The sequence below is a fragment of the Anaerosalibacter massiliensis genome (assembly GCF_024623155.1).
Taxonomy (GTDB): domain Bacteria; phylum Bacillota; class Clostridia; order Tissierellales; family Sporanaerobacteraceae; genus Anaerosalibacter; species Anaerosalibacter massiliensis.
Map to the genome: position 1 here is coordinate 133487 of NZ_JANJZL010000006.1, position 26637 is coordinate 160123.

The 26637-nt window shown below is 30.3% G+C and carries 21 protein-coding genes; 4 read left to right on the plus strand and 17 right to left on the minus strand.

What is annotated here, in order from left to right; all coding sequences use genetic code 11:
- The first annotated feature begins 333 nt into the window (after nucleotides 1–333).
- Complete coding sequence (locus NSA23_RS10400) at nucleotides 334–537, plus strand: helix-turn-helix domain-containing protein (RefSeq protein WP_246119237.1); 204 nt, start codon at nucleotides 334–336, stop codon at nucleotides 535–537.
- A 21-nt stretch (nucleotides 538–558) separates the two neighbouring features.
- Nucleotides 559–1521, plus strand: a complete 963-nt coding sequence (locus NSA23_RS10405) for an RNA-guided endonuclease InsQ/TnpB family protein (RefSeq protein ID WP_257490514.1) — start codon at nucleotides 559–561, stop codon at nucleotides 1519–1521.
- 1016 nt (nucleotides 1522–2537) lie between these two features.
- Here NSA23_RS10405 and NSA23_RS10410 read toward each other — a convergent pair.
- The 5 genes from NSA23_RS10410 to NSA23_RS10430 all read right to left on the minus strand — a co-directional run bounded on the left by NSA23_RS10410 (nucleotide 2538) and on the right by NSA23_RS10430 (nucleotide 10756).
- Nucleotides 2538–3329 (minus strand): Cof-type HAD-IIB family hydrolase, encoded by a 792-nt coding sequence (locus NSA23_RS10410; protein WP_050069903.1) that lies wholly within the window; start codon nucleotides 3327–3329, stop codon nucleotides 2538–2540.
- A gap of 137 nt (nucleotides 3330–3466) precedes the next feature.
- Nucleotides 3467–3781: a hypothetical protein gene (locus NSA23_RS10415; protein ID WP_042683357.1), complete on the minus strand. Its 315-nt coding sequence runs from the start codon at nucleotides 3779–3781 to the stop codon at nucleotides 3467–3469.
- Between the two features lie 110 nt (nucleotides 3782–3891).
- Nucleotides 3892–4230, minus strand: coding sequence for a PqqD family protein (locus NSA23_RS10420; protein ID WP_042683356.1), 339 nt, complete (start codon nucleotides 4228–4230; stop codon nucleotides 3892–3894).
- 23 nt (nucleotides 4231–4253) lie between these two features.
- The gene (locus NSA23_RS10425) at nucleotides 4254–6182 is read right to left on the minus strand and encodes an OPT family oligopeptide transporter (RefSeq protein WP_042683355.1); all 1929 of its coding nucleotides are present in this window, start codon (nucleotides 6180–6182) and stop codon (nucleotides 4254–4256) included.
- A gap of 203 nt (nucleotides 6183–6385) precedes the next feature.
- The gene (locus NSA23_RS10430; protein WP_042683354.1) at nucleotides 6386–10756 is read right to left on the minus strand and encodes a S8 family serine peptidase; all 4371 of its coding nucleotides are present in this window, start codon (nucleotides 10754–10756) and stop codon (nucleotides 6386–6388) included.
- Between the two features lie 360 nt (nucleotides 10757–11116).
- Between NSA23_RS10430 and NSA23_RS10435 the strand changes: the two genes are divergently transcribed.
- Together NSA23_RS10435 and NSA23_RS10440 are read left to right on the plus strand one after the other, a co-directional pair.
- Entirely contained in the window at nucleotides 11117–12409 is a 1293-nt protein-coding gene (locus NSA23_RS10435) for a methyl-accepting chemotaxis protein (RefSeq protein WP_042683353.1), read from the plus strand.
- A 43-nt stretch (nucleotides 12410–12452) separates the two neighbouring features.
- Nucleotides 12453–12977 (plus strand): ECF transporter S component, encoded by a 525-nt coding sequence (locus NSA23_RS10440; RefSeq protein WP_042683352.1) that lies wholly within the window; start codon nucleotides 12453–12455, stop codon nucleotides 12975–12977.
- 50 nt (nucleotides 12978–13027) lie between these two features.
- Here NSA23_RS10440 and NSA23_RS10445 read toward each other — a convergent pair whose 3' ends face one another.
- The 12 genes from NSA23_RS10445 to kamA form a co-directional block, all read right to left on the minus strand.
- The gene (locus NSA23_RS10445) at nucleotides 13028–13297 is read right to left on the minus strand and encodes a hypothetical protein (protein WP_042683351.1); all 270 of its coding nucleotides are present in this window, start codon (nucleotides 13295–13297) and stop codon (nucleotides 13028–13030) included.
- 88 nt (nucleotides 13298–13385) lie between these two features.
- Entirely contained in the window at nucleotides 13386–13829 is a 444-nt protein-coding gene (sufU, locus tag NSA23_RS10450) for a Fe-S cluster assembly sulfur transfer protein SufU (RefSeq protein ID WP_042683350.1), read from the minus strand.
- Nucleotides 13819–15042: a cysteine desulfurase gene (locus NSA23_RS10455; protein ID WP_042683349.1), complete on the minus strand. Its 1224-nt coding sequence runs from the start codon at nucleotides 15040–15042 to the stop codon at nucleotides 13819–13821. Before NSA23_RS10455 ends, sufU begins: the two co-directional genes overlap by 11 nt.
- A gap of 1 nt (nucleotide 15043) precedes the next feature.
- Entirely contained in the window at nucleotides 15044–16147 is a 1104-nt protein-coding gene (locus NSA23_RS10460; protein ID WP_050069901.1) for a SufD family Fe-S cluster assembly protein, read from the minus strand.
- 11 nt (nucleotides 16148–16158) lie between these two features.
- Complete coding sequence (gene sufB, locus NSA23_RS10465; protein WP_257490509.1) at nucleotides 16159–17568, minus strand: Fe-S cluster assembly protein SufB; 1410 nt, start codon at nucleotides 17566–17568, stop codon at nucleotides 16159–16161.
- Between the two features lie 21 nt (nucleotides 17569–17589).
- Entirely contained in the window at nucleotides 17590–18333 is a 744-nt protein-coding gene (gene sufC / locus NSA23_RS10470; protein ID WP_042683347.1) for a Fe-S cluster assembly ATPase SufC, read from the minus strand.
- Nucleotides 18334–18551: 218 nt separating this feature from the next.
- Nucleotides 18552–19727 carry a M20 family metallopeptidase gene (locus NSA23_RS10475; RefSeq protein WP_257490510.1) on the minus strand — a complete coding sequence of 392 codons (1176 nt, stop codon included), beginning with the start codon at nucleotides 19725–19727 and terminating at the stop codon, nucleotides 18552–18554.
- A gap of 391 nt (nucleotides 19728–20118) precedes the next feature.
- Nucleotides 20119–20880: a lysine 5,6-aminomutase subunit beta gene (gene kamE, locus NSA23_RS10480; RefSeq protein ID WP_257490511.1), complete on the minus strand. Its 762-nt coding sequence runs from the start codon at nucleotides 20878–20880 to the stop codon at nucleotides 20119–20121.
- Nucleotides 20880–22436, minus strand: a complete 1557-nt coding sequence (kamD, locus tag NSA23_RS10485; RefSeq protein WP_042683344.1) for a lysine 5,6-aminomutase subunit alpha — start codon at nucleotides 22434–22436, stop codon at nucleotides 20880–20882. The genes kamE and kamD overlap by 1 nt, the downstream gene beginning before the upstream one ends.
- Before the next feature lie 13 nt (nucleotides 22437–22449).
- Nucleotides 22450–24081: a lysine 5,6-aminomutase reactivase ATPase KamC gene (gene kamC / locus NSA23_RS10490; RefSeq protein WP_257490512.1), complete on the minus strand. Its 1632-nt coding sequence runs from the start codon at nucleotides 24079–24081 to the stop codon at nucleotides 22450–22452.
- Nucleotides 24065–25117: a lysine 5,6-aminomutase reactivase subunit KamB gene (gene kamB, locus NSA23_RS10495; RefSeq protein WP_246119236.1), complete on the minus strand. Its 1053-nt coding sequence runs from the start codon at nucleotides 25115–25117 to the stop codon at nucleotides 24065–24067. Before kamB ends, kamC begins: the two co-directional genes overlap by 17 nt.
- Nucleotides 25118–25151: 34 nt before the next feature.
- Nucleotides 25152–26408, minus strand: a complete 1257-nt coding sequence (gene kamA, locus NSA23_RS10500; RefSeq protein ID WP_042683342.1) for a lysine 2,3-aminomutase — start codon at nucleotides 26406–26408, stop codon at nucleotides 25152–25154.
- Nucleotides 26409–26637 lie beyond the last annotated feature (229 nt).

Genomic DNA, 26637 nt, shown 5'->3' on the forward strand with positions numbered 1-26637 from the left:
TAACTTCTTGTTCATCACCTGATTTTGTGGACATACCCTTCTGGCCCATAGGGTCGGAAGGGTATGTCGTTTTTGTAAATAATTAAAGATTTTATCTACAAAACTATCTTTTTACAGAAAAGTATGATATAATATTCACATAGAATGTTATATTTTTAACTATCTTAGTTTTAAAAGAGGGGATTAGCTGTTAAATTTAAATTATAAATTTTTATAAAAATATACTAATTTTCATCAATGTTTCAGTTTAATAATTATAAAACCTTTGGAACACTTGTTTGATAGCTTTAATACCTCATGATATAATGAACTTATAAAGTGAGGTGAAAGAGGATGATTAGAGGTATAAGAGTTCAGCTTAAACCAAATAACAAACAAAAGACAAAATTATTACAATCAGCAGGAGTAGCTAGATTTGCTTACAATTGGACATTAAACAAGCAAATAGAAAACTATAAAAATGGTGGAAAGTTTATACTCAATGGAAAGCTTAGAAAAGAATTTACTAAACTAAAACAAATAGAAGAATATAGTTAGCTAAATAATTATTCTAACAATATCACAAAACAAGCAATAAAAGACGCTTGTGATGCTTATATCAGATTTTTTAAAGGTGAAAGTAATTTTTCAAGGTTTAAAAGTAGAAGAAGGACTAAACCAAGTTTTTATGTAGATACAGATAAGATACAATTCACTGGAACTCATGTAAAATTAGAAAAACTAGCTACCAGCAAAAAGAAAAACAAGCAACAATTTAACTGGATAAGATTGTGTGAGCATAGAAGAATACCTTATGGTGAAGGTGTTAAATATATAAATCCAAGGGTATCTTTTGATGGACTTAGTTGGTGGATTTCAGTCGGCATAGAATATCCGGATAATATAGAAATACCAACAAATAAAGGGATAGGAATAGATTTAGGTATAGAAAAATTAGCAGTAGTATCAGATGGTACTGTATATAAAAACATAAATAAGAATAAAAGAATAAAAAAATTAGAAAAGAAGAAAAAAAGACTTCAAAGAAAAATATCAAGAAAATATGAAATGAATAAAATAAAAACGAAAGGTGGTGAATGCCGTTACGAGAAAACAAAAAATATTATAAAACTAGAAAATCAGCTTAAAAAGTTAAATCAAAGGCTAACAAATATTCGTCATAATTATTTACATCAAATAACTACTGAAATAATAAAGCGAAAACCAAGCTTTATTGTAGTAGAAGATTTAAATGTAACTGGCATGATGAAAAACAAACATCTATCTAAGGCCATAGGGCAGCAAAGATTTCATGAATTCACAAGACAATTACAATATAAATCAGAATGGAATAATATAAAGTTTATAGTAGCAGATAGATTCTTTCCTAGTAGCAAAACTTGTAGCCAATGCGGTTCATACAAAAAAGATTTAAAACTAAGTGATAGAAAATATATTTGTAGTTATTGTTGTGGTTCTATATTGGACAGAGATTATAATGCTAGTTTAAACCTTAAAAACTATGGTCAGGAATTAGTTTAAATCACTTAAAAGATACTATTTCCATGTACCCATACGTTAGTGGGGAATTTAAGCCTTTGGACTATTATACCAACCAAAGTAGTTTTATACGAAATGGAATAGGATGAACAAGGAATGAAACATAGACTTTTATAAGCTATTTATAAAGTTTTATAAGTTTTCAGTAACGGTATTTTAATGTATAAAGAAAATCCAAAATATAAAAAGTTTAGAATAACTATCTTAGTTGTATCTTTTATTATTGTAGCTTTGATAATAAGTTTTTCTCTATTTTAAAATAATATATTTCCTATGTTAAACATAAACCGCAGACTATTATGTCTTTACAATAGATATGCCTGGATATGCCTCATTATTTAATGCTTTAATAGTGAGAGATTCAATAAGACGAATTTCTGCCTAAAAACATAAATTCACAATACTTTTTTATCTTTATATAATTTATCATCTATAACTTTTCATATTTCTAATAATATATAGATCCTAACTTACTATTATTGATAATCTTTTTTCCGTATTGCCTACTTTTTGTAGACACTTTTATTATATATGCTATTTTTCGGCAGATTTTCTGTCTGTATTTGCTAAAATTATTAAAAACTTATATCAATATTTGTGAACCTAACCTTTTACTTTCTTATGTTAGGTTTTAGAATATTGCCAAATTCTTGGGCTATAAAATCATCTATTAGATATCCATAATTGTCATTAATTTTTTTAACTATCTATATCTAGTAATATATTGATAAAAAATTTTATTTAATCTACCCTTAAAACATTCTAAGAAAATTTTTGATTTATAAATTGACCTTTTATAGATAATATTAGATGATTTCTTTAATATATTGATTAAATTCTCTTTAAAATTATTTCTTCAACAAAAAATGAAATAATTTCTCCTTTTATTTCCCGAGAAATATTTTCTTTGTCATATATTATTGAATAGTACAAAACTTGGTGAAATATGGCTTAAATAGAGGTAATAAAAAACCTTTGATTTTACCAAAGGTTTTTTATTAGAAATATTCATTTAATATATGATATACCCCTTCTTCATTATTATCATATTTAGATAAATTGTCCCATTTTTCCAAAAGCATTTTGTCTGCATTTCTCATTGCTATTCCAACTCCAGCATAATCAATCATTCCTAAATCATTTAAACTGTTTCCTATTGCCAATATATTTTTTCTATCAATATTATATTTTTCAGCTAATATTTTTAAAGCATTTCTTTTGTCTACTTTTGGAGCACCAAATTCTAAAGATTTAGGAGTTGACATAGTATAAATTGCATCTTTTATATTCTTATTATCCACTTTTTCACGAATTTTTCCAATTTCATCCTCATCTGCTCTGAGGATAATCATTTGAGCTCCTTTATTAATATTCTCACTTAGTTTGCCAATTACCTCATAGTCAATTTTATGATTTTTAGAAAACTCTCTTGCCTCTTCAATATCTTTTTCCACATAAAGTTTATCATCTGTATAAACCTTTACATACAGATTTTCCTTCTCTCCAAATTTTATTATTTCTTTTGATACATCTAAAGATAGTCTAGAATCATATATAATCTGATCATTAGAAGTATCTTTAATTAATGCTCCATTGTAGCAAATTATGGGGTCTTTTATATTTAGTATATCTGCATATTCTTTTGCTGATTTATAGGTTCTACCAGTAGCTAAAGTTATAATTATTCCTCTATTCCTCAATTCTTTTATTTTTTCTACAGTCCTTTTTGAAACTTCTAAATTATCATCTATAAGAGTTCCATCTATATCTATAGTTACTAACTTGAACAAACAAACTCTCTCCTTTGTTGAGATATTTAATATATTTTAATTGTAAAAAGTATACTAATATCATTTACCCATTATATCATATGCCAAACTTAATAAACATTATTTAACACACAAACCATTTCTTGTACTATTTTTTTCTATCCATATATTCTTATTCCTTTCTTTAATATATTTTCTTCCAAAGCCCTATTCATAGATGCCATTTTATAAAATTCATCTTTATAGTAGATTAAAAGTTGAATAGATAAATTTGTTAAAGGTGTTATATTTTCTTTTAGTTTCTTAAATACTTCATCTTTTCTGCTACCTTCATCATTAATTAATATAGATAAACTAATATTTTTATTTTCTTCTATTTCTTCTATATCAAATAATATGATTTCTTCTAAAGGTACTAATTCTCTTATAATATTAGTTATTTCATTTATTTTGACTCTAGTTCTAATGTCCACTTTCTTCACCTCATTAAGATTTAGACTAAAAAATTTCCCTCATAATCTGTATATCGACTAAAAAATTATATACTTAAATATAAAAAATAGCGGAGAAAATTCTCCGCTATTTATATAAACTTTATGAATTTATTATTTTTCAATATAATCATATACTCTATAAGTCTTTCATATAGTGGCTCTGCATCTTCTCCAAATTCATCTTTTACAATTTTTGATATTTCATATACAGATTTTTTTCCATCAATTGAATCCCAAACTAAACTACCTAGACAGTCTAAATCCACTATATATTTATCTGGAGTAAAGAATAATTTTCTTACAATTTTATCTAGAAGGGAATTCCTATATATTATAATTTGAGTCAAACCTTCATCTGTTTTTCTCCAATCTACTTTTTCAGATTTTGAAGGAATATAATCCAAATAATTTTCTGTTTTTTTAGCCAAGTCTTTCCCTCCTAAGTATCTTTTTATTTTTTATCTGTATTTAACCAGAAAGAACGTTTTATAAGAGTTAAGCATAATAATGCAAAGAATATAATTGAACCCCATTGACCTAGTACATTATTGCCAACAGCAATTGCATCTCCTACAGACTTATCTCCTGCTCCTGTTGGTATTACAGCAAGTATTGCAAGTAATATACCTATTAGGCCTTCTCCTGCTATTAGTCCAGAAGAATATAGCACTCCACTATCAACTTTTTCTCTAACTACCACTTTATCTTCCTTTCTTCTTTCAAGAATACCTCTTAAAACTCCACCTACCATTATAGGTGTACTTAAGTGGATTGGTAAATAAAGTCCTACTGCAAATGGTAGTACTTGAATTCCTAAAAGTTCTACTACAATACCTATACCTACTCCAGCAAAAACTAATGCCCAAGGAAGATTTCCATTCATAACCCCTTCTATTACTAACTTCATAAGAGTAGCTTGTGGTGCTGGAAGTTCTGAAGAACCAAAGCCCCAAGCTTTATTTAACAGTGCCAATACATAACCTATAGCAAGACCAGAAACTACTACTCCTATAAGTTCTCCATATTGTTGCTTTTTAGGTGTAGCCCCTACTAAAAATCCAGTTTTTAAATCTTGGGACATATCCCCTGCCATAGCTGATATAATACATATTACTGTACCTACAGATAATGCTCCAATCATTCCTGCTTCTCCATCAAAACCTATAGCTTTAAATATAGCGCTTGTAATAAGAAGTGTAGCTATAGTCATTCCTGATACTGGATTGTTACTACTTCCTACTAATCCTACTAGTCTAGCTGAAACTGTAGCAAAGAAGAATCCAAATATTGCTATAATTATAGCTCCTGCTAAACCAACTGGAATAATAGATGTTAAAGCTATGAATATGATTAAAACTATAACTCCTATAAGTGCAATTTTTCCTGGCATATCTTGATCAGTTCTAAGATTTGTTACAGTACCTTTTGAATCTTTAAATCCACTTATTGCTTCTTTAAAAGTTCTAAATATTAATGGCAATGATTTAATTAAGCTGAATATTCCTCCAAAAGCAACTGCTCCTGCACCCATATATCTTAAATAATTGGACCAAATATCCCAATATCCTAACTTACTTAAAGGTTCGACTGCTGGATATATTATATCTGGTATAAATTGCCCTAAATGAGTCATTAGTGGAATAATAACTAGCCATCCAAGTACAGCACCAGATAACATATAAGCCGAAATCTGTGGTCCTACTATGAACCCAACTCCTAATAATGCTGGTAATGTATCCATTCCTATAGCTGCACCTTTATAATTTTTTAGACCATATTCTATTTCACTTGGAAAAAGTTTCAATCCATCAGTTATAAATTTAAATAATGAACCAATTCCCAATCCTTGAAATACAGTCTTAGCTTGACTACCACCTTTTTCACCTGCCATCAATACTTCAGCACAAGCTGTTCCTTCAGGATAAGGTAGTACCCCATGTTCATTTACTATTAATGCCTTCCTAAGAGGAAGCATTAAAAACACTCCTAATGCTCCACCTACTAATGCTATAACTATTATATTTAGCATACTAGGTGGGGTCATACCTAATTCTTGTGACCAAATAAATAATGCAGGTAATGTAAATATAGCACCTGCTGCCAATGATTCACCAGCAGAACCTATTGTTTGAACCATATTGTTTTCTAAAATAGAATCTCTCTTTAAAATACCACGTATAATTCCCATGGATATTACAGCTGCTGGTATAGAAGCACTTATAGTCATTCCTACCCTAAGTCCTATATAAGCATTTGCTGCTCCAAATATTACAGCCATTAAAGCTCCAATTATAATTGATGTTATAGTCATTTCTGGCATAACCTTACTTGCTGGTACATAAGGTTTAAACTCTCTTGAGTTTTTTACATCATCACTCATAAACTTCCCTCCTTTTATTAATTTTTATTAATAATTATTTAACATTTTCTTAATAAGTTCTAGATTTGTAGTTTACAAGTCTATAGAACTTATCAGAATATTTAGATGTAGGTTTATTATATGATAATTCAAATTCTTAGTCAACTATAAAAGTAACAAGAAATAAAATAAGCGGAAAATTTTCCGCTTATTTTAAATTTCAACTATCTTAGTCTTATTGGTAGTTTTTTTATAAACCACAGTATTCCAGATCTAGTAGTTATCCTTCCCTCAGCTACTTCTACTACAGAGTTTCCAAAAGTATCTGTGAATTCTATTTCTACCATAGCATCTTTTAATGATGTTCCCTTTGGTACAGTCCAAGTTCCGGTATAGAATCCTGGCTCTTTTTCCACCATTTCTATTGCCCCTTTATTCCCCCCTTCTAAAGTAGTTGGAACTAATATTCTAAATTGAGCTTTTCCTCCTGTTATTTCACTCCTGAAACTTATATCTACTTTGCCTCCTGCTTTCACTCTTATATCTTTATCTGGTTTGATATCTGTTATCACTGGCACATCATTGCTTTGATATACCTTTCTTTCCACTACAGTTTCATTTCCCGCCAAATCTGTAGCTTTAATTTTTATAGTATTTTCACCTGAATTTATTAGTACTTTTTCTTCAAATGTTCCATCTTCTTTTAATTTAATCTCTTTTTCATTGACAAATAATTTATTAAAGTGTTCATCTTCTGCCGAACCCGTTACATGAACCACTTCTTTATTTGTCTTTATACCTTCTTCTGGTGATATTATATTTAATTCTGGAGGAGTTTTATCCTTAATTACTTTTACTGGAGTTGACGGTTCCGTTTCCTTTCCGTTCATTACCGCCGTTGCAGTTATACTGTTTTCATCTGCTGGTAGCTCTATCTTGCCTGAAAATAATTTATTTTCTGATTGTACTTCCAAAGTTTTCTTCCCATTAATATATATATTCACCTGGGCATCTTTTATCACACTACCTTCAATTTTTATTTCATCTTTATTTGTATAATTTATATCTTTAGGACTGGTTATCTCTGGTGCATCTAATGAATATTCCATAACCCCTCTAATCATTACATTTCCATAGTCTTGTGTTAACTTCTGAAAACTTCCATCTGAATGTAGATAGGATCTTCCCTCAAATTTTCCATTTTCATCTATTCCTGTACCTGGAGATTCATCTCCAATTTTATTTTGGAATGTAGCTATATAGAAATCCTTATCTGTACTAAAACCAAAGTCTGATAAATCTATATAGTTCCAGCCACCTCTTTCAATAGTTACATATTTAGGTTTACCTATCATTTTCCCTGGTTCTCCATCTGATTTGCTCTCATAAAGTACTATCCCTATTTCATTTCCACCAGGATTGGGCCAAGACTCATCCCAGAAATAAATATTTGCTCCTTTAACTTTTCCATATTCTGTTGGAGTCATCTTAGTTGCCAATCCACTATTAGCAGATCTCAATACTAATGCATTTTCAGCTGTTCCATCATCATATATTAGTTCCTCTTCATATCCTACAAATCTCTTAAGAGGTATCTCTACATTATTGTCTCTATCTGACTTTACATTTATAGCTATTTCTTCAGGTTCAAAGCCATCAGCTACTACTTTTAAAGTATAGCTACCTTCAAATATAGCTGGTATAGTAAATCTTCCCTCTTCATCAGATACTACTTCTTCAATTCTTGAATCTTCCTTCACTCTAATTCTTGCATTTTTAGCAGGTTCCTTTGAATGTCTATCAAATACTCTACCTACTACTCTTCCCGTAGGTATTGAGTCTAGATTAAAGTTTTTCTTTATAGTTTCTCCATCATTTAAACTTACTTTTATTTCTTTTGGATAATAACCATAAGCCTCTGCCCTAAGAGTCCAGCTTTCTCCATTTTTATTTGCAACATGTTTCAATAAATAGCTTCCATCTCTTGGATCAGTCCTTACACTTCTACCTGTTTCCAAGACTGTTACTGTAGCATCTGCTGGAATTCCAGATAGTTTTATATCCTTAGGTTTTGCCTCATCTAATATTTTTTCATATTTATCTATAGACTTTTTATTACTTTTCTCAATTTTGTATTCTAAATCTTTTGGCTCAACATAACCTTCTTTTAGTTTTTCTATAGTTTTTTCCTCAGGTTTTTCCATTTCTTTATTTCTAATATCTATATCTTCATCAGAATCTACTGCTTCTAAAGATACATTATCTATATACCATCCTAATTTATTTATAGAAATATCTGAAGTAAATCTAAATCCTATAAAAATTGGATTCTTGGACCCTAAATACTCTTTTAAGTCTATAGCTACTTCTTCCCATGTCTTTCCATCCCCTGAATACATAGGACCTATTTCTGTCCAATTTTCTCCATAGTCATTAGTTATTAAAATTTGTCCTTTATCATATCTATTTTCTGTTTCATACCAATGGAAAAATTTAAATGAAACTTCATCTATATTTTCACCTCTTAAATCTATAGGAGGAGTAATAAGCAAACTATCTGAGTTATTTGGATAATTTCCATCTAATTTTGTACCTATGAGTTTTTCTCCACTATAAGGCTTTGGTCCTCCTATATTAGGTGAAGGAGTACCCCATTCCCAGTCTCCTCCTAAGGTCCATCCTAGTGGATAAGTTTCAAAATCTGTTTTATATTCACCTGGCAATATGCCAAATTTTACCTTTATGCTATATTCTTCTGTCTCTACTACATTTCCCCCAAAATCCCTTACTTTAATTTTATATGAAATACCTGGTTCTTTAATTAAATCAGCAGGTATAGTAGCTTTATAAACACCTTCTTTTTCATTTCCCGACTCTAATTCCATAGGTAGAACTATCCAATATTTACTTGAATCTTGTTTTACGAAAAGTTGAGTATCTACAATAGATATATCATCTTTTATTTTAGCTTCTATAGGAATATCTGCCCCTATAAAACATTCTTTCATAGCTTCATGTTCTATTTCTGGATCATCTATATCTTCACCATCTATTATAACTCTACCTTTAATAGTCCCACTACCTGTTGAAATTTCTGAAACTGCATCAAATACATTTAAAAGCCCATAGCCATATCCAAAGTTTGGCGATTCTTTATATTGAGAATCTGTTAATGGAGTTGCCGTACTTTGAATTATATTTTCTATTTCATCTGGTGTAAGAGAATTATTAGATGATAATAACAACGCTGTAGCCCCTACTATATGAGGAGTTGCCATACTTGTACCATTCCAACCTCCTTCATATCCTCCTGGTACTGAAGAGCGTATTCCCACTCCTGGTGCTGATATTTCTGGTTTTATATCATCTCCATAAGGTCCAGGACCTTGTTTAGAAAAACTTGCTCTTTTATCATTTTTATCTGTAGCTGCTACAGCAAAACTTTCTGGATAGTTAGCTGGATTAGGAATAGAACCTGGCTGAGATGGGCCCAATCTTTCATTCCCTGCTGCAAATACTGGCAATATCCCTGCTGCTCTCCAAGCCTTTACCATGTCTCTATACCATTCATCAAAGGTATTTCCTCCACCACTACTCCAAGAGTTATTTATCACATCTGGTGCTAATGAAGGGTCTCCTCCTGGTGCCAACATCCATTCTCCTGCTGAAAGAAGCCAATTATCATATCCTCCGTCTTCAGTGAAAGCTTTTGCTGCTATCCATTTTGCCTTTGGTGCTACACCTATTTTATTTTTCCCTTCTGGTCCTTGACCAAGTATTGTTCCAAGAACATGACTTCCATGAGGTACACTTGGGTCATCATAAGGCATATTCCTACCAGATACAGCATCAAACCAGTTTCCTTCTGAAATTGGTTTGTCTGGGTTATTAGGATCATATCCCCTCCAGCTTGTTTTTAAGGCTTCATGAGTCCAGTCTGCCCCTGTGTCAATTAGACCTACTACTGCGCCTGAGCCTTCTATTCCTAGGTCCCAAGCTAATGGTGCCCCTACTCTCTCTATATTCCATTCCAATTCATTATCATTTTCTAAAATACCTTTCATCCTCTTAGGATCAGGTCTGCCATCATCTATTTTTTTATTTAGATATACTTTTTCTACTTCATCCATATAAGATATATTTTCTACTGTATCTTTATCCCCTTTTACATAGACCATATTTACTATATAGTGAGATTCAAAATCTGATACTTTACCTTTCTTTTTTTCTTGTTCTAGATATTTTATTAAATTTAGTTGGCTAGTTTCTGCCTTATCTATGAGAGCATTTAATACTGCTTTCCTAGATGATAATTTTCTTTCATAAGGAGTTTTTCCTTCTACATTGGATTTTGCTACCTTATTTGGATCTATCCTATCTTTTAAATAAACTAATACCTCTACATCATCACTCTTTTTAATTGCCTTCTGTACATCTGAATGGATTTTTTCTTTTGCTTGTTTTTTTAGATCCTTCTTTAAACTTTTAACTTCATCATTTGCATTCCCTTGAGCAAAAGTTGCAAGTGAACTAAATAAAAGTACAAATACAAGCAAAACTGAAAGTAGCTTTTTAACACTTTTCCTTTCTTCCATTTATCCCTATACCCCCTGTTTTATAATTTTTTGTTCCTTGCTTTACTATTCACCTCCTATGTTTTTCCATTGTTTTCTTGTTTGAGATTATATCACTTGTCCTAAACAACTACAATAAAAACCGTTCTAAATTTTCTGACATTTTCAAATGCTTTTTTAAAAAAATGGAAAACGATTGAATATCTTGTCATTTAGAATTTTTTCACTTTATAAATTGACAAAAATTTTAAAAAAATCTCTAAATCTCATATAAACTGTAAAAATGAGTCTTTTGACTCCTTGTTTTCTGTCTATATCTAAAATAAAATAATAACAGTGGGAAAAAAATAACAATTTACGAATTAATTAAGGGGGATCTCAATGAAAGAAAAAACCTTAAAAACAGTTAGGGTACGAAAATGGAAGTTCGCTATTTTACTAGCTTTAGTAGGTGTTTTAACAGCTGGATTATTCTATACATCCTACCATCAGATCTCAAATTTAATTAAAAATAATGAACTGCCAGTTACAGGTTTAAGTAAATATGTAAATACTTTTACTATAAGTTTAATAGTTGCTATAGTTCTACTCATATTTTTGTTCTCATTTCATAAGGACTTTAGTCACATATCTAGCCATGTTAAAAAAGTTCGAAGTGGGGATTTTACAAATCAGATTGATATTGATAAAATTCCTAAAAATAGCAAGGTCTACGATACAGCTAGAGAGTTTAATTTTATGAGTAATAAATTGAACAATACTATTAAAGATGTTGTCCGCATGACTGGTAATGTAAGGCATTATTCTAAGACCTTAGAGTTAATCTCAAAGGATGAAGAGATAAATAATGGAAAGTTAAAGTATATGGCTGAAGATATAAAACTAAGTTTAGCTGCTCAAAATGATTATTTAGAGGATGCATTTAGTGAATTAAGTGAGGTATATGAAAAGATACATGGAATAGATGATTCACTTACTATTATGAAGCAAGATGTAAATAATAAAGTTAAACTAGTTTTAAAGGGAAAAGATTCACTTAACTATTTAAACCAAGAAATCAACAATCTGACTGTATTATTGGAAGATAATATAGATAGGACAGATAGCCTAAGAACCTACATTAAGAATTTAGAAAAATTAGTAGAGAATATAGAAAATTCCACTGAGAAAATAGGTCTTCTAACACTAATAGCCAATGTAGAGGATGATAGCAATAGACAACCTGAGGCTAATAAAGAAATCAAAATAATAAGTGATGATATTGAAAAAACTATAAAATCTATTTCTGTTACTTTTGAAAATATTGAAGAAAATCTAAATAATTTACAAACTGATATAAATAACACTAAAAATAATCTTCAAACTCAAAATAAGAAATTCGAAAATATTGATAAATATAACTATGCAGTAGATGAATTTTTAAAATATAGCCAATTTAATATAGATGAAAATTTAGAAATATTAAATGAAATTATAAATAGTAAGGATGAATTATTTGCTTCTAGAGAAAATATCTCCTCTGCTAATATGTCTATATCCGAAAAAATAGGAAATATTTCTTCTATATCTAATGAACAAGTAAAAAATACTTGGAAAATAAAAGAACAATCTAGAGATTTATTTACCTTATCCAAAAACTTGAAAAAAGAATTAGAAGAATTTAAAGTAAAATAGTATAATAAGATGGGCTTTAATTATACAAGAGAGGGGATTTTATATGAAGTATAAAACAAAAGATTTAATTATGGCAGCTATATTAATTATAATAGGCATTGTACTACCAATGGCATTTCATTTCTTTGGGATTAATGGAACTATTTTTTCACCTATGCATATTCCAGTATTATTTAGTGGCCTTGTACTAGGACCATCTTTAGGGCTGATAGTAGGAATACTTACCCCGATACTTAGTTATCTTATAACTAATATACCAACTATGCCTTTTCTTTGGGTGATGACAATAGAGCTAGGTCTTTATGGATTTATTAGTGGGGTGTTTTATAAAAAATTAGGAATAAAACTTATGCCATCTTTAATATTTTCTATGATATTAGGACGAGTAGGAGGAGCTTTATCAATAATGCTTTTTACTTTGGCTTTTGAACTTAATTTACCTTCTCCACTCACATTCATTAAAAGAACAACTATTACAGCAATACCAGGAATTATAATTCAATTTTTACTTATTCCAGCTTTAACTAAATTCTATAATAATAAAAATAGAAGTATAATAGGCCAGTGAAATAATCTCACTGGCTTATTATATTCCTATTTATTTTTGAAGAAATAATTTCAAAATCCTTTGAATCTTTCCCATTCCTTTACCTTTTTATCTATATTTTTATTTAAATCCTTTATTTCTCTTTCTAAACTTTTAATAGCATCTATACTTTTTCTATTTCCATTGGAAATCGCTTTAAGGTCATTATCTATCTTGCTCTCTAATCTAAATACATATCCTTTCAAAGTTGTCAAATCATTTTTTATCCCTGAAACATCAGATCTTAAACCTAGCAAATCCTTTCTAAGTGCTGATATCTCTCCCCTTATTTTGTCATCCATGTCTTCACCTTCCCATATATTTTATATGCCTATAGTCCTATATTACCAAATAAGCGTCTATTTTAAAAGGAAGGATTATAACAAAATTTTATTTACTATTATTAAGCTTTTCTAAAGATATCTTAAGGGTATGCCAAGGTAGGACACTACATTTTACCCTTGCTGGCATATTAGATATGTTTTCTAAAAATACAGCATCCCCTAGTATACTCAAATCTTCTTCTTCATCATCTATTTCTTTTCTTATCATTCTTAAAAAAATATTTGCAATTTTTTCAGCTTCATTTACTGTTTTACCTTTCATTATATCTATCATCATGGAAGTAGAAGCCTGTGATATTGCACAACCTACTCCTGAAAAAGAAGCATCTACTATAATATCATTATCTACTTTTAAATGAAGAGTTATTTCATCTCCACAGCTTGGGTTATGTCCTTTTTCTGAAATAGTGGCATCAGATATTTCTTTTTTATTTATAGGGTTTTTATTATGCTCTCTTATAAGCTCTGTATATATTTGATTAATACTCATATCCTAAAACACCCCTTACTTTTTTAAGAGAATCAATTAGTCTGTCTATGTCCTCAAATGTATTATAAAAATAGAAACTAGCCCTACAAGTTGAATTAAGTCCCATATATTTCATAAATGGTTGAGTACAATGATGCCCTGCTCTTATGGCTATATTATCACTATCTAGTATAGTAGCCACATCATGAGGATGGACATCTTTCACATTGAAAGATATCATACTCTTTCTATTAGTTAAATCATCTCCCCCGTAGATTTCTATATATTTATTTTCCTTCATTTTTTCCACTGTATACCTTAGTAACTCACCTTCTATAGATTCTATCCTACCAATTCCTATATTCTCAATATAATCTATAGCTGATGATAAAGAAACAGCCCCTTCTACATTCTGTGTTCCTGCTTCAAATTTATATGGAACTTCATTAAAACTTGTATCATAAAGATCTACATATTCAATCATATCTCCACCAAATAAAAATGGTTCCATTTTCTCTAATCTTTCAATTTTTCCATAAAGGACTCCAATTCCCATAGAAGATAACATTTTATGACCTGAAAACACTAGAAAATCTGGATTTAATTTTTCCATATCTATATTCATATGAGGTACACTTTGAGCTCCATCGACTATAATAGTAGCTGAGTATTTTCTGCCTTTTTCTATAATATATTCAATAGGGTGTACTACTCCAAATACATTGGTTAAATGGGATATACTTATGATTTTTGTATTTTCATTTATTTTCCTATCTATATCTTCTTTCTTTATCTGACCTTTTTCATCACAGTTCAAATATACAATTTTGGCACCAGTTTTTTTAGCTACCATTTGCCAAGGAACTATATTACTATGATGATTAGTGATGGAAAGAAGTATTTCATCTCCTTTTTTCAAACTGTTCATACCATAAGAATAAGCTATAAGATTTAAAGCTTCTGTAGCATTTTTAGTAAATATTATCTCCCTTGAATCTTTTATTCCTATAAATTTAGCTACTTTTTTTCTAGCATTTTCATATAACTCTGTAGCTTTTATACTTAAATAATGGGCTCCTCTATGGGGATTTCCATTATATAGCTTATTATACTTTTCTATTGCTTCTATTACTTGGAAAGACTTTTGAGTAGTAGCTCCATTATCTAAATAGGCTATAGTGCTTCCGTTTACCTTCTCTTTTAGAATTCTAAAATCATTTTTAAAATCTTTCATTTTAATTCCTCCCCAGCCTATCCTTTACAAGTTTCAATATATCAGCCTTCACTTCCTTGTCAGATAAGCTTTCTAATATAGGAGCAAAAGATGATTCTACTACAAGAATTTTAGCCCTTTCTTCATCTAATCCTCTGCTCATTAGATAGAACATCTTATTTTCATCTAATTGCCCTGCACTAGCAGCATGATCTCCAATTATATCATCTTCTGTAGCAAATAACGCTGGAATAGCATGACTTTTTATATTCTTGTTAAGCAAGGTTACATATTCTTTGGCACTACCTTCTGCCTTCTTGCAACCTTTAATAAAATTTTCTGTACTTCTGAAAACTTTCCAAGATTCATCTGTAAGAGCACCTGATGATTCTATATAACCTTCTGATTCTCTACCTAAAAAATCAAAATGATAATTAAAATCCATTTTATTATTATCTGTTCCTAAATATACATTCTTTATATCACAGAAACTTCTATTCCCTTTAAGTTGAACATCATAATTAGTACCTTTTAATTTTGAACCAAGTTGAATATCTACTATATTTATTTCTGCATCTTCATCTACAAATATTGTACTAGAATCAAAATGTTTAATTTTATTAGAATAGTTTTGTATCTTATATATATTCAGTTTTGCTCCATCTTCTACATATATCTTTGTAAATCCATTGTGGAATCCATTAGTTTTTCCATCATCTTCATAATTAATATATATATCTAATTCGCTGTTTTTTCTAACTATAACAAGATTATGATCTACTAAAATGGGATTGTCTGAATCTATATTCATATTTATTTTTGATTTATTTCCTAAACTATTAGCTTCAATATCTATGAAAACACCAGTATTTGAAAAGCCTTCTGCAAATCTTAGAAACTTTTCACCTAATCCATGATTTTTATCTAACTCTAAATATCCTATATACTTAAACCATAGATCTTCATCCATATTTTCTATGAGTTTAAAATTCTTTTCAGATACAATATTTTTATTATAATCTGAAATAGCTTCTGGAAATACAATATTTTCATTTATTCTCTTCCAATATGGATTAGGAAGTCTTTCATATTCTTTAATATTTTGCTTTTTATAATTCTGGAACATATTCCATCCTCCTAACCTATTGTACCTTCTAATTCAATATCTATAAGATTATTTAATTCTACAGCATATTCTAGTGGCAATTCCTTAGTAATAGGCTCTACAAATCCTCTTACTATCATAGCCTTAGCTTCTTCTTCACTCAAGCCTCTACTCATAAGATAAAATATACTTTCATCAGATATTCTTCCAATTTTAGCTTCATGACCTATATCTATATTATCATTTTTGAATTCCATAATAGGGAGAGTATCTGATCTTGATTCATTGTCAAGCATTAGAGATTCGCAGTTTACACTAGCCTTAGCACCCTTTGCTTCTTTAGTTGCTTGAAGAAGACCTCTATACATTGCTACTCCTCCTGATTTAGATATGGATTTTGAATTTATAACACAAGAAGTTTCAGGAGCTGCCAAAAGTGCCTTTGCTCCAGTATCCAATATTTGTCCTTCACCAGCAAAAGTAACTCCTGTAAATTCTGATTTTGCCCTTCTTCCTTTTAAAATACTCATAGGATAGAGCATGGAAATTCTAGAACCAAAGGAACCAGACACCCATTCTATTGTCCCTTCTTCTTCTACTAATGCCCTTTTTGTATTTAAATTGTACATATTCTTTGACCAATTTTCTATAGTAGAATATCTCAGCTTAGCCCTTTTTCTAATAAATAACTCTACTGCTCCTGCATGAACATTTTGAACATTATATACTGGTGCTGAACAGCCCTCTATAAAATGGAGATCTGCCCCTTCATCTACTATTATTAAAGTATGTTCAAATTGACCCGCTCCCTTTGCATTGAGCCTAAAATAGGATTGTATAGGAATATCTACTTTCACACCTTTTGGCACATATACAAAAGAGCCACCAGACCATACTGCTCCATGTAATGCTGCATATTTGTGATATTCTGGAGGTATTAGAGTCATAAAATATTCTTTAACTATATCTTCATACTCTTTAACAGCTGTTTCCATATCTAGATAAACTACACCTTGTTTAGTCAATTCATCTTTAGTATTATGATATACAACTTCTGAATCATATTGGGCTCCTACTCCTGCCAAGGATTCTCTTTCTGCCTGAGGTATTCCAAGTCTTTCAAAGGTGTCTTTTATATCTTCTGGTACTTCTTCCCAACTATGGCTCATATCCATATCTGGTCTAATATAATGGACTATATTATCTAAATCAAGTTCAGAAAGATCCGGCCCCCAAGTAGGTACTGGTTTGCTATTATATATTTTTAAAGATCTCAATCTAAGATCAAGCATCCACTTAGGTTCAGCTTTTTGCTTTGATATTTCTCTTATTATATCTTCATTTAAGCCCTTTATAGTTGCAAAACGAGGTCTTTCTTCGTTTGCTATATCATAAATAGTTCTATCTATATCCTTTACATAAGTCTTCTTTCTAGGTTCCATTTTTATCTCTCCTTCTTCAAATTACATTTTGAAGTTTTCATAACCTAATTCTTCTATTTTATCAGCAAGATCTGCCTTACCTGTCTCTACTATTTTCCCATCTACTAATATATGAACATAATCTGGCTCTAAATAATCCAATATTTTATTATAATGAGTTATAACTAGGAAGGATTTCTTTCCATCTTTAAGAGTATTTATTCCTTCATATATAGTTTTTATAGCATCTACATCTAATCCAGAGTCTGTCTCATCTAATATAGCTAATTTAGGATTTAAAATAGCCATTTGAAGAATTTCATTCTTCTTTTTTTCTCCCCCTGAAAATCCTACATTTAGATATCTATCTTTATATTCTTCAGGAATTTCTAATAAATCCATTTTTTCCTTGAGTTCTTTTTGAAATTTTAGTATTGATATATTTTTTCCTGTAACGGCTGATTTTGAAGTCCTTAGAAAACTTTCTACTGTTACTCCATGAATCTCCTCTGGGTATTGGAAAGAAAGAAATAAACCTTTCTTAGCTCTTTCATTTACTGAAAGCTTATTTATATCTTCTCCTTGAAAATAAATATTTCCACCATCTATTTTATATTCTGGATGTCCCATCAATACATTTCCAAGAGTAGACTTTCCAGCCCCATTTGGCCCCATTATTAAATGAGTTTCTCCGCTATTTATTTCTAAATTAAGTCCTTTTAATATATTTCTATCTCCTACAGAGACCTTTAAATCATCTATTTTTAATAATAAATCTTTATTCATAAATATCTCCTTCCTATGATAATGATTTTCATTATTAATTACATTATATATATACCACTTTTAATGTCAACTTATCATTTTTTTCAAAGATATATATAATAATTTTTATTAAGTATGACAAAATTAAACTTACTAAATTTTACTTGAAAATCATATCTATGAAAGGTGTTAAAAAATAAATCTATCCAATTAATTGGATAGATTTATTTTTTAACGCCTTAAGATACTGCTATAGCTAATTTGTGTTCTTCTTTTATTTTATTTAAGAGTTCCTTATCTGTAATTATATCTACTCCTGTCAGCACTAATGCACTAATAGTCTTAGCCATATTATAATAAGCAATATCTGTTAAAGTAGCCTCAGCAAATTCAATAGTATGAGCAGGAAATGTTTTTCCTTCTTCACATATACCAAAACTAGGATGTATAGCCGGACATACTTGACTTACATTTCCCACATCTGTAGAACCTGATGAAAACAAGGGCTCATTTATATTTTTAATTCCAACCTTATTTAAATTCTTAATAAAAGTTCCTTGTAAATTATTATTTGTAATTAAATTGTCATAGCCTAGTTCATACTTTTCTATTTTTAGTTTAGTTCCTGTTGCGAGACTTGCTCCTTTTGCACATTTTTTTACTTTTTCACTTAATTCATTTAAATAATTCTTTGTTGCTGCTCTTACATAAAATTGAGCTATAGCTAAATCTGGAACTATATTTGCAGCTTCCCCGCCTCTTTTTATAATTCCATGAATCTTAGCAGAAGGTTTTATATGTTCTCTTAAAGCATTTATTGCATTAAATGTTAAAATAACTGCATCTAATGCATTTATTCCTTGTTCAGGAGTTGCTGATGCATGAGCAGATTTCCCTCTAAATGTGAATTGAATAGGTTCTAAAGCCTTAGAAGAACCACTTTTATAATATTGATCTGCTGGATGAGCAATTAAAGCTACATCTACATCATTAAATGCCCCTTTATCTGTCATAATAACTTTTGCACCACTTGTTTCTTCAGCTGGAGTTCCTAATACTACAACCTTACCTCCTACCTTATCTACCAACTTACTTAATATAATTCCCGAACCTGTACTTACAGTCCCTAGTAAATTATGCCCGCAGCCATGGCCTATTTCAGGAAGTGCATCATATTCTGAAAGATAGGCTATAGTTGGTCCTTCTTTTTCTCCTTTATATTCTGCTCTAAAAGCAGTATCTATACCTAAAAAATTCTCTTCTACATGAAATCCATGTTTTTTAAGAATATCTACATGAGCTTTACAGGATTTAAATTCTTTATATCCTAATTCAGGATTATGATATATGAATTCACTTAGTTCTATTAATTCTTCTTTCAACCCTTTAACTAATATTTCCACTTTATTCTTCATTTTAATCACTCCATTCTTTTTTAATAATCCAAAACTTATAGATATTGTTGTGAAAATTAGATATTACCTTTAAAATTTAAATCCCTTATTATCTTCGTTTTATCTAATTTCCCCTTAAAAAATATGTATTATAATTTATAAATTATAATACATATTGAATATATATACAAGTAAAAAAGCTAATTTATTTTAAAATATTTTAATTATCTAAAATAAATTAGCTCAAATTCAATGTTTTTTTCATATATCTTTATATGCTTAACTATAATATTATATTTTAATATGTATAAATATGCCTTATATTTTTTATACTTTCACAGATTTAAATTAATAAAAAACTGTGTGAGTTAAATTTATTTATCTTTAACCACACAGTTTTTTATTAATTATATTATATAAGGCTTCTGTCTACTATCTCTGTAACTACAAAACTAGCTACATCTTCTGCAAAACTTCCAGTTCCAAAACCTGCATCATAGCCGAGTTCTTTTGCAAGTTCGTGTGAAAGTCTTGGTCCTCCACAAACTAATACTATCTTATCTCTTAATCCTTCTGCCTCAAGTAGTTCTACTAATTCTGTTAAGTTTGGTATATGAACATCTTTTTGAGTTACTACCTGAGAAACTAATATAGCATCTGCATTTAATTCTATTGCCTTTGCTACTAATTCTTCATTGGGTACTTGACTTCCCATATTTACCGCTTCTATTCCTTCATATCTTTCTAAACCAAAATGCCCAGCATAGCCTTTCATATTCATAATAGCATCTATTCCTACTGTGTGAGCATCTGTCCCTGTACAAGCTCCTACTATAGTTACATCTCTTTTTATATTTTCTTTTATATATTCTTCTACTTCAGATTTACTCATAGTATCAACTTCAACTTTAGGTACTTCAATCTTTGAATAGTCAACAGTATGTTGGCATTTTCCATATACTACAAAATAAGTGTATCCAATTCCTAAATCTTCATGATAAACAACACTTGGTTCATTTAATCCCATCTTTTTTACTAATTGCTTTGCGGCTTCAACTGCTTCATCTCCATCTGGCACTGGTAGTGTGAATCCTAGTTGAACCATTCCATCATTCATTGTATCTCCATAAGGTTTAACTTTTGTTAAATCTACTTTTTCAGTTGCTACTGCCATTATTTTTCACCTCCAAGCATTAAGTCAATGAATGGATTAAAATATCCTGTATCCTTCTTGGACACTCCATCAAGACCTTTTCCTCCATCTCTAGGTCTTTTTACACCACCAAATTGACCTCTTTCAATAGTAGGGAATAGTCCTTCTTCTTCAATTTGTCTTAGAAGCTCCTCTGCATTCTTTAATACTTCTTGAGCTCTCTTGTCAATTATTCCACCATCTTTAAATCGAATTTCATTTCCTAAATCCTTGGCATTGTTGAAAATATACTCTGCATTTTCAATTGACAAAAATCTATCATGTAAATGAGGAGTGTGTATTGCTTCAGTAAGCATTCCAAGTAATTGAAGACCTTGGTTAGTCATTATAGCTATCATATTAAATAATGCATCTTGTACATGCCCTTTAAATATATTTCCTGTCATAAATTTAGTTGGAGGCATATATTTCAATGGTGCATTAGGGAATATTTCTCTTGCCATTTGAGCTTGTGCAAGTTCATATAAAAATCCATTTTCTAGATCTGGATCCATCTCAAAAGCATGACCTAATCCCATTTGTTCTTCTGGAAGTCCTGCTTTTAATGCAAATTGTTCGTTTATAAATTGACTAGCAAGTACAGTATGAGCTGCTTCTACTGCATCATCTGTAGTTAGGTAATTGTCCTCACCTGTATTTATTATAATTCCTGCATAACCATTTATAACTCTTGAGAAATATTGGTCTACTAAGGTTCTTTGCATATTTATATCTCTAAATAGTATTCCGTATAATGCATCATTTAACATTACATCTAATCTTTCTAATGCACCCATAGCTGCAATTTCTGGCATACAAAGCCCTGAACAGTAGTTACAAAGCCTAATATATCTACCTACTTCTTCTCCTACTTCATCTAAAGCTTTTCTCATTAGTCTGAAGTTTTCTTGAGTAGCATATGTTCCACCAAAACCTTCAGTTGTTGCACCATAAGGAACATAGTCAAGTAAACTTTGTCCTGTAGTTCTAATAACTGCTATAATATCTGCACCTTGTTTTGCTGCTGCTTGAGCTTGTATAATATCTTCATAAATATTTCCTGTAGCAACTATAACATAAATATATGGTTGAGTACCTTCACCTATAGTATTTAGATAATTATCTCTTTTTTCTCTATTCTTTTTAATTTTTGCTACATTTTCTTCCGCTATTGGATAAATGGCTTCTTTAATTTTTTCATCGCTGGCTATTTCTAGCCTAGTTATATCTAGTTCTCCTCTAGATATTTTCTCTGCTATAGTTTGTGGATCATCTCCAGTTTGAACTATGGCATTTCCAATCCAAAATGCCGCTCCTCTTCCTAGTCCACCGCCTTCTTTTATATTATCTATTATAATATTTGGAAGTGGTCTGTCAATTTCGTCTACTCCATCAATTCCAAGAAGCCTAGCAACAGTCCTTTCTGTAGATGTAGTAGTATGTTCATCTATGAACTCTTGGACATCTTCTGCAATATTGCTAGCTGCTGTTCTGGCACTCTCAATTAGTTTTGGATCAAGATTTAATTTGCTTTCCACAGTATGACCTCCTTTATTTTTCTTCCAATATATTTTCTGCTTCAATAATTATAGCTTCATCTAATCCCATCAATCGTGCAATATTTAAAGCATCTTTTGGAACTTCTTTTTTGTTTTTCACTTCTATAAGTCTATAATCCATATACCTATTTATTATGTCCATCTTATCTGATTTCCTATCTTTCAGTTCATCCTCTAATTTTTCAAATTCTATTTCTGATAGTCCTACTACTTGAAGATGAGCTACCTCTTCCATATCTGCAATATTGTCATAATGAGTTGTAACTAATGTTATTGAGTTCTTATTTCTTAAGAAATTTATAAGTGCTTTGGATATGGCGTATCCTTCCTGTGGATTAGTTCCACGAGCTAGTTCATCAATAAGTATTAGTCCTTTTTTATCGGCCCTTTCAATGGCTTCTTGAACTAGTTTTATTTCTCCACCAAAAGTACTAAGTCCTTTATCAGTTGACTGCATATCTCCAATAGATGTACATATGAAATTATTTAATCCAGCTTCCATTTTAGCAGCTGGTACAAAAAGTCCATATTGGGCCATTGCTAAAAGAAGTCCTACTAATTTTAAGCTTACAGTTTTACCTCCCATATTAGCACCTGTAATACAAGTGGCACCTTCTTTTAAATTCACAGATATTGGAGTGAACTCTAATTCTTTTTTATTTAGAAACTCTTCTACCTTTGGATGTCTACCTTCTTCAATAATAAGACAATGTTCTTTCAATATCCTTGGTTTAACTCCATTAATTTCTATAGCAAATTTAGCTTTTCCTAAGATAAAATCTAATTTCCCAATACTAGCCATATTTCTAAAAAATTTCTTTCTGTTATTAGCTATTTGCTTACTTATTTCTCGACGGATCTTATATTCTTCTTCTTCTTCTTGCTCCTTAAGATAGAAAAGCTTTTTTTCTAAATTAATAATTTTGTCTGTAGATTTTAAACTAAATTTTACATTCATATAGGTTTCTGAAACATAGGTTAAATAAGAACTTTTTTCAATCTTTCCTAGAAGATTTTGATTTTCTTTAGAAACAACTACGGAACCATCTGGGCGAAATCGTACATTTAAGTCTTCTCTAGCCTTTGATTTTAATTCTTTTTTCTCTTTTTTGATTTCTTTGTCCACTTCTTTTTTGTTTTCCCTTATATTCCTAAGCTTTTTCGAATAAGAATCATATATATAGAAGGTGGCAATTTTTGTATCTTCTGGATCTAACAATTTTTCAAGTTTTTCCATAGGTTCTATATTTATATCGTCCCATTTATCCATCCCATATTTTTTCAAAAGATTGTCTAAATCTCTTATTAGAAATAGAAAAATCTTTATTTCAAACAATTCTATTTCAGATAAAACACAACCTTCCATAGTTCTTCTCACTGAAGTTCTTAAATCCTTTATATGGACAAATATATCCTCTATTTCCCTTGAAAAATTATTATCTTTTGCATATATTAAAGATTTTTCTACTTTTTCAAGTTCTTTTTCCAACTCATCTTCTTCTCCAGAAAGGTAAGGTTTAATACTTTCTTTGTATCCTTTTCCGTAAGGGGTATAGGTTCTTATCCTATTTAATACATAATCTAACTCCAAACTTTCTCTTGCTAAACTATTCATAAATTCCATACTCATCACCACCAAGTACTACATCCATGACTGGCACTCCCTTTACATAAGCCCTCATCTTTTCTAAAAAATCATTTGGATCAAAATAGTATCCTTCTGGTGCATAAGGATTTGTTGTAATAGCTATAAGATTTATACTATTTAAAACTTCTACTTTCACACCGTAATGTTGGAATCTAATCCAATCTTTTGGCTTAATAAATACTTTAGTACCATCACTAATTATTATCTTTATGTCTTTATACCTTCTTGTTGTCTTTATAATATCTTCTATAGTATTTTTTACTAAGGATCCGGATACTACTACATATTTAGTATCTTCTTTTATATGATCCCCAATAATATTTCCGCAACTTAAAGCTGTCCGTACTTTCAATGGCTTTAGTTCATAATCTTTATTTATGAGGCAGACTTTTCCAGACTTTATAATATTCTCTACCAATGGCTTTGCTTTTTCATCTTCAATCTCAGGTAACTTAAATAAATTTACTACATGTAATGTTTCTTCTATAACTTTATCAACAGTTCTACTTAATGTGGCACCTGTAGATAGGATAGTACCTTCTGAAACAGAGGGGGCTGCCGAAGATATCCTATCCAAGGCTCCATCTATAATAACAAATTCTGCCCCAAGTTCTAACATTTTGTTAGCTACTTCTTTTGTTTCTTTTACAGTTTGGGGACCTCCTATTTGAACATATCCACTATCCTTGACCCGTCCAATAATTATAGAACCAAGGGGTGTTTTATAGTCAGTTACGCTGATAATTTCAACTTTTGCATCACCCATAAAAAGCATATCTGCAGTAGTAGCTACCAGGGTTCCTTCTTCTACAAATATCTTTGGCTTTTCCGTTTCTGTGACTAAATCTAAACTTTCTCCATCTCTACCTATAGATGTAATACCAATCGTTACAGATTCTTCTATAGCTTCTTCTATAAGATGGTTTAATGTCATAGTTTTTCCTGTATTTTTAGCCATTCCTACTATGGATATAGTTTTGTACTTTTCCCTTACCAGCTTTAATAAAGACAATTAGAACACCCCTTCTTTCTATATTAGTACTTAATTATTTATGCAATTTTTCTGATCTATCTCTTCTTTCCATTTTTGTAGGCTCTAAAACTCTTACTTCTTTTCCTTCAAATAATCCTGCAACTCCACCAGAATGTTTTTGTTTTTGACATGCTTCACAATTACATTCTTCTTCTATATATTGAGGTTCTGTATAAGTTGTAATAACACCTTCATAGTTTCTTAATATAACTTTTGATGGTGACATACTAATTAGATATTGAGGCATAACTGGAGTTTTTCCTCCTCCTCCTGGAGCATCAACTACAAATGTTGGTACTGCATATCCTGAAGTATGTCCTCTTAAAGATTCCATAATTTCTAGACCTTTTGAAACTTTAGTTCTGAAATGTTCAATACCCATGGATAAATCACATTGGTAAATATAATAAGGTCTTACTCTTATCTTAACTAAGTTTCTTACTAGTTCTAACATAGTATTTGGGCAATCATTAACTCCTCTTAGAAGTACAGATTGATTTCCTAGTGGAATACCAGCATCTGCTAATTTTCTACAAGCTTCTTCTGCTTCAGGAGTAATTTCTTTTGGATGGTTAAAATGTGTATTTAACCAAACTGGATGATATTTTTTAAACATATTTACTAGATCATCTGTAATTCTCATTGGCATAACTACTGGTGTACGTGATCCTAATCTAACTATTTCTACGTGAGGAATTTCTCTTAATTTTTTAAATATATATTCTAATTTATCATCTTCTACTAATAGACAATCTCCACCTGAAAGCAATACATCTCTTACTTGAGGAGTATTTCTAATATATTCTATACATGCATCAATTCTATCCATTGGTACTCCAGAATCATTTTGTCCTGCAAATCTTCTTCTTGTACAATGTCTACAGTACATAGAACATTGGTCAGTAATTAAGAAAAGTACTCTATCAGGATATCTATGAGTAAGTCCTGGTACTGGTGAATCTGCATCTTCATGTAATGGGTCTTCCATATCTCCAAATCCAGCATGAGTTTCCATTATAGTTGGAACAGCTTGCTTCCTAACAGGACAATTTGGATCATTAGGATCCATAAGTGATGCATAATATGGTGTGATACCCATTCTAAATTTCTCTAATACTACACCAATATCTTTTGCTTCTTGATCAGTAAGATTAATAATTTTTCTTAAAGTGTCTACATCAGTGATTCTATTTTGTACTTGCCAATGCCAGTCATTCCATTGCTCCTCTGTAATATCTTTCCAAAGTTCAATATCTTTATATGATCTCATCTTAAAAAATCCTCCCTTTATAAATAGAATTTTAAATATATTTATTTAAATTAACCTTAAAGTGGGTAAAATCTTATATAAGTTAAAGTGAACTTAAAGTGCTAATTAAGCATATAGTTTTTCAAATATGTCTCTTAGAGCTTTAGACTCTCTCATAATTTGTAGTGAAATTTCTGCATGACCTTTTGTATAGCCATTGCCTATAACCATTTCTATGTCTTTTCCTACT